General features: G+C 35.0%; 3 protein-coding genes. 1 reads left to right on the top strand and 2 read right to left on the bottom strand.

All coding sequences use genetic code 11. The features are described from left to right. Positions 1-25: 25 nt before the first annotated feature. Both B0182_RS12455 and B0182_RS12460 read right to left on the bottom strand, forming a co-directional pair. Positions 26-1,540, bottom strand: a complete 1,515-nt coding sequence (locus B0182_RS12455) for a hypothetical protein (protein ID WP_078275229.1) — start codon at positions 1,538-1,540, stop codon at positions 26-28. A gap of 204 nt (positions 1,541-1,744) precedes the next feature. Beyond that, the gene (locus B0182_RS12460) at positions 1,745-2,095 is read right to left on the bottom strand and encodes a hypothetical protein (RefSeq protein ID WP_078275230.1); all 351 of its coding nucleotides are present in this window, start codon (positions 2,093-2,095) and stop codon (positions 1,745-1,747) included. A gap of 149 nt (positions 2,096-2,244) precedes the next feature. Here B0182_RS12460 and B0182_RS12465 point away from each other — a divergent pair. Then, positions 2,245-6,105: M15 family metallopeptidase (locus tag B0182_RS12465; RefSeq protein ID WP_143821747.1), on the top strand; the 3,861-nt coding region annotated here is incomplete at its 3' end.

Below are 6,105 nucleotides of genomic sequence, written 5' to 3' on the forward strand. Positions count from 1 at the left end.
TACTTTTTAGACCAGAGCCTAATATTTAATAGCGTCTACGCCCACGTCTACTTCTTGATGGAATATAACCACTTTGGTTGTCTGAAGTAATATAAATAGTGTTGTCTTTTTTTGGTTTACAGGACTCTATAAACTCATCAGATAAATTTTCTTTGGCAATATATTCTTGTAATTCTTTTTGTAATTTTGCTTTCTCTTGTGGAGATTTTGCGTCTTCAATTTGTTCTAGTAAAGTGGTTACTACCCATTTTGTAGTTTCTGTGGTTGCGTATTCCACAACCAAACCAGTTGCGGTTAATATATTACCCATAATTTTAAATAATGATTTTATTAGTTTAAATGGCAATAGTAGTTTATTTATGAAAGATTTTTGGTTTTTCTCTTTAACTGGTTGCTTTGATTTTTTAATTTGTTTTTTGTTTTCATTGATAGTTTTATTAACCTTGGATAAGGTATTACGATTATTGCTATAAATCTCATCTTCAGTAAGTCTGATACAAAGGTCTGCGTCCAATCCTTTATAATGCTTGATACTATCATCAGCACAAATCACTAAAGCTATGATTGAGTTACTGGCTACATGACGGTAGTGTATAACAATGATGTTGTCATCGCTATGTTTTAAGAAAAATAGATTTGCTTTAGGGTCTATCTTTTTTAAGAAATTCTCTACAAAGAAGTGATTTTCTTCTATATCATAATACTTATACCAATCTTGCCAAGTTACGAGTAACTTTCTTCTATTCAAATCTTGATAGACAAATTTTGTAACTTCTTGTTTAGGTTCAGATGAACTATCTGTTATTGCTGGGATTTGGGGTTGATTAAAGTTAGCAAGCTTTGCAGTTAATATTGTAAAAATATCTTCTTTTTCTTCATAAAAATTTTCTATTGGAAAAGGGATATAACCACCAGTAATACAACACTTTACACCATCAAGATGTATCTTGATGTCTGGACTGCTGGAGTTCTCTTCAATTATTATGTAATAATCATTAACCATACCGTAGGACACATGATTTACAGTTAATGAAAAAGGTCTTAATACAGTATCTACAAAATCGTAATGAATGAATTTGTTTTGAATAAGTGGATTGTTTTGAATATTTGTTATTTTAAAATTAAACCAAAACCAATCAAAAGAAGTAACACTTATATTAGAATTAATAGTATTTATTACTTCTTTTGATTTGGTTAAAAAATCTTTATTGCTAAAACGAAAAACTTTACCAAAAATTTTTATAATATCATTTTGTCTTGATAAAAAATCCTGAAATCTCTCATAATCATTACCATTACCTACCATCTTAGCATAGCCATCAAGCTCAATAGGCAGTAACCAATTTTTATGTTGGTTTATTACCATAAAATCAACATAACGGTTCTTACCTGTGCTGTCTTTAAAATGGTACTGTGGTATGACATCAGTAGGTTGTAAGTTAGGTATCTTCATCAGAACCAAATCAACAAACTTCTCTTCATATCCTGCGATATGCTCAAGTTCTTTGTGATATTTGGCTTTCCATTGTTGCCAGTTCATAGAAGCTCTGTGCTGTTAAATTGGCTTAAAATAACCGCTAAGTTACTACTTGTCAAATACATTAGAAAAATACTGACTATTTTTAGAATAAATTTGACAAGTATAAACTCTGTGATATGCTTTTATAAATAATTAAAATCCACTCATAAAGGTGCGGAACGCACCCTTAGAGTAAATTAATTAATTAGTTAATTACTTAATTAATTACCAAGCAAACTTGCCTAGCACAATGCCATAGACTTCAAGCCATGCTTGAGCAGGGTAACTGTTAATCTGCAAACCATTAACCGTTTCTTTTTCAATTTCAATATTTCTATCAAGACACCATTTGCGAAGTGGTTTCCAGTCATATTGTTCCAATGTCCAAAAACTTACTGCTGTTGTTGAAGCAGTTTCCCAAGCACTTGCCATTTTCTTTTCTTGGTTTTCATCTACTGCCAAGGTAGGTGTCTGTGTCTGTGTCTCTTTGTGTGAAGTTAGTGTGTTAATAACTGCTTTAGTAACGTTAGCTACCAAATCATTTAGTTGGTTTTCTGTTAGTGTAAAAGTAGTCATAAGGGTTTCCTTAAAAAGTAATTGATTGATATTAGAGTTGTTGTAATACAACCCACCAACGTGCGGAACGCACACACAAGAAACTAAATTAGTTATCTCTTTATCAAGCCAAATATAATTAAGTTTTGGTTTTGATAGAGAGATTTTTTATGTCTAACTTTGATAATTGGGAAAAATACGCTAAAGCTCGTGAGAAAGTTACATCACGGGGTGCAGAAGCCTTAACCAACGTACGAACAAAAGGCAGTATTGCTTTTGAACGTATCACAGGTAAAACTATTGAACAATTTCAGCAAGAACAAAGACAAAACAGAGTACCTACTGTTGCGGAATTAGCCAGTCAATACCACGACCCTAGTTTAAACCACATAAAAACGTTTAATGATGAACTGAGCTTAAACCAAGGGAAAAACCCAAGTAATGACACACTGACATCACTTCAAATTGGTTTAAATAACACTGCAAGGAGTGTAACTCAATACGGTGCTGAGAGACTGACTGATATGTTCTCAACAGGGAAAATTTTTCCTGAGTTTGAGATTGGGGGTGTAACACTCAATCAAGGAAATAACAAAATACCAGTTGCAGTAAATACTATGGTTAAAAAAGCTGTAGTAGGAGTAAATGATTTTTATAGTGATAAGTTTGATGTTAATGCACTTGAAACATTAAAAAACTCTGACAGTCCTTTTAATCGTGGTGTAGCTAAGGTTATTCTTGGAGAATCTGCTGATTTAAATGCTGTACATGATTGGGTTGATAATGTAGGTGGTTTTGAAGAAAGAAATCAAAGATTATTTGATGGCTACAGTAATCAAGCCCAACAAGCTATTTTAGGTACAGAAGAAGCCATTGCTAATATTGATACAGGCAATCAATTCAAAGATGCGTGGGGAGCAGTTAAGACCAGTTTATCTAATCCAAAGTATTTATATCACATGGGGGTGCAAAGTGTACCTATGATGATTGCTTCTGCTATAACAAAGAAACCCTTGGTTACTTCAGCTTTCTTGGAGGGTACAGCAAGTCAAGAACAGCTTAGACAGTTGGCAGTGGAAGAGGGTTTGGATTTAAACGATAAGAAAGTACAGCAATATTTAAACCAAGCAGGTTTAAGTGCGTTATTGATTACTTATGGCTTTGGGCGTGTTGCAAGTAAAGTAGGTGCAAGTAATGTTGATACTCTAACCAAAGGAAGTGGTGTAAGAAGTAAAACAGCAGGTGTATTACTAGATACAACCGAAGAGATGTTTTTGGTAGGAAGTGAGACAGGATATTCTAATGCAATGCTTGGTAAAAACCTTACCGATGGTATAGGTAGAGATATAGGTCAAGCAGGTGCAATAGGCGGTACAGTTTCTGGTGTATTTAGTGCTGCTGGTTTAGGTTTTGATGCTACTAAACAAGCCACACAAACTGCCACAAGTAAAGCAACCAATACCATTAAACAAAAGCTCTTTACACCACATGAAGAGCTTATCAATCCTGACTCTAAAAAATACAATCCTACAACAGCTTATGTCAATGCAGTAGCTGAGCTTAACCGTGCAGATACTGATGAAGCCAAACAAGTAGCTCAAACCAAGATAAATGAAGCTACTAACAGCGTTATGTCTGTATTAGATGGCTTTGATACCAAGATAGCTAATACTACCAACCAAGATGAAATAGACAACCTAACTGCTCAGAAACAGTCATACATTGATACCTACGTTACACCACTTCAAAATACCATTCAAAGTGTTAAGGACAATGCTGTAGATGTACATTCTGATGAGTTCTATCTAAATCTTATTGGTAGTGTATCTAAACGTGTAAATCCTGTGGTGGATATATCACAGGTAGATACCGATGTGATTAATCAAAACCAAGCTACAAATATCACAGAACCAACTCAATCACAACCTACATCAGAGCAAGTGAGTATGAAATTAGGTGGTAAGACTTATACTGCCATACTCAAAAATGATGGTGATGGTCAAGGGGAGTATTTTGAAGTAAATACTAAAAATGGTAAAACCAAATACTATCACTACAATGAAGCCAATCCTAATGAGATTGTGAAATTTGGCAATAAAGAAGTACATAAAGACGCTGTAAGCTCTCTACAAGCTCTTTCAAATGCTTATCAAAAGCAATTTAAACAACCTTTAACCTTGGTTTCTGGATTTAGAAGTTATGACTATCAGCAAAATAAAAATCTAGCAGGTAAGTTAAGTAAACGTACAGCAGAAGATGTATTTACTTCTAATGCTTGGGTAGGTGGTAGTAAACACCATACTGGTTTGGCTTTTGATTTTCTATCCACCAATCCCAATGATTTTAAAAAAGGTGGTAGATTTTATAAGCAAGGAGAGTGGTTAGCACAAAATGCTGAGAAGTTTGGCTTATCTTTAAGTTACCCCAAAGATAACAAAGGCAATGTCATGTATGAGGCATGGGAATTTGTTTATCAAGGTACTGATAGAGCTAAGCAATTACTAACTCCCAAAGGGGCTAATGTAATAACCAAATCAACATCACAAAAGCAAAACCAAACTATACATGCTTCACATGGTTTTACCGATACCAAAGTAAGAAGTGTCAAAGACATCAATCACAAATTTAGAATGCCTTTTCATAATGTAAATAAATCAGGAGGTAATAGTTTATTCTCTGGTGGTGTTGTTAAAGGTGATACCCTTGGTTTCATGGCATTGTTAGATAAAGACGATGAAATCTTTAATGCTTCTGTTGGTTTCACTTCAATCACAGGAGGTAGACATAAAAAGATAACAGGTAATTCTCACGGCAATGGTTATAAGATTGACCTTGATTTAAAAAATGGTGATGATGTAGAAACCTATGCTCGCATAGGTCAGCGTGTGGCTGACTTAGCCAAACAACACGGCTATATCGTACAGGTCAATGCTGAGAAAGCAGGTTGGGGTAACATTGGTAAACGGGGTGATGTAAACTTTATCAATGGTGGCGGTAGTCATCTTGATATTACTGTGGTTGGTCGTGTAGGTAGCGGACAAGGTGGTGTAGTAAAGCAATCTCAACCGATAAATACAGGTAATTTTTCAATCAACAATAAGGAGCTAACTAAGAGTAATCTTATGCTTGGTACTTATTCTGCTTTTGTTAAGGCAGGATTTACCGATGGACAAGCTAGGTATCTGATTGGAGAAGTAAACCGTGAGAATGAGTTTGCTATCAGATACTTATTTGGTACGCATGGAGACAAAGGTAATAATAAAACCAATCTTGGTTTTGTCAGTTGGCAAGGTACAAGAAAAGATAAGCTAGTGTCTTACTTAAATCAGCAAGTTATTAAAGCAACACATAGTAGCATCCCACAGACACAAGAGTCATTGGATGCTATGGCTAGATTTCTTATGGCTGAGATTAAGCAAGGAGACATTACTTATAAAAAATATAAAGGCACTAGCTATGCTTCACCTAACTTCTTAAATGAGCCTAACCCTGATAGAAATGACCACAAGTGGGGACATTCTATTATTGGTTGGGCTTATGGGCAAACCAAACTAGCCACAGGTGCTAAATTTAACAGTAAAGACCATGAAGCTAAACTTTTTGCAGGTACAAACCGCATTAATGAATTGTTAGGTAGTAATATGACAAGCTCACCCATTAATAGTGAGCAGAGCATGAACCAACCTACTCAAACTCAACAAGATGAGTTATCTTCACAAGCACTAAGTCTAATCCGTGAATTAGAGGAAACCAATGGTGATAACACCAAGCGTATTCAAGAGCTACAAGATGAGCTAACTGCTGTTCAAGAGCAACTGGCTAATATTAATCAATCAGAACAATCAAACGTTACTGAACAAACCACAGAGCAAGTACAGACAGAACCAGAAGCTAATGGCTTAGATGAACAAGTCATTGCTGATGTCCGTGCCAATCAGTTGGCTAACATTACCAGACGTTTCTCTCAGAGAGTGATTGAATCAGACGCTGACTATTCTAGAGCATTAACAGAAATTGGCAGTGGTTCAAAA

It is taken from the genome of Moraxella bovis, from assembly GCF_002014975.1.
Lineage (GTDB): Bacteria > Pseudomonadota > Gammaproteobacteria > Pseudomonadales > Moraxellaceae > Moraxella > Moraxella bovis.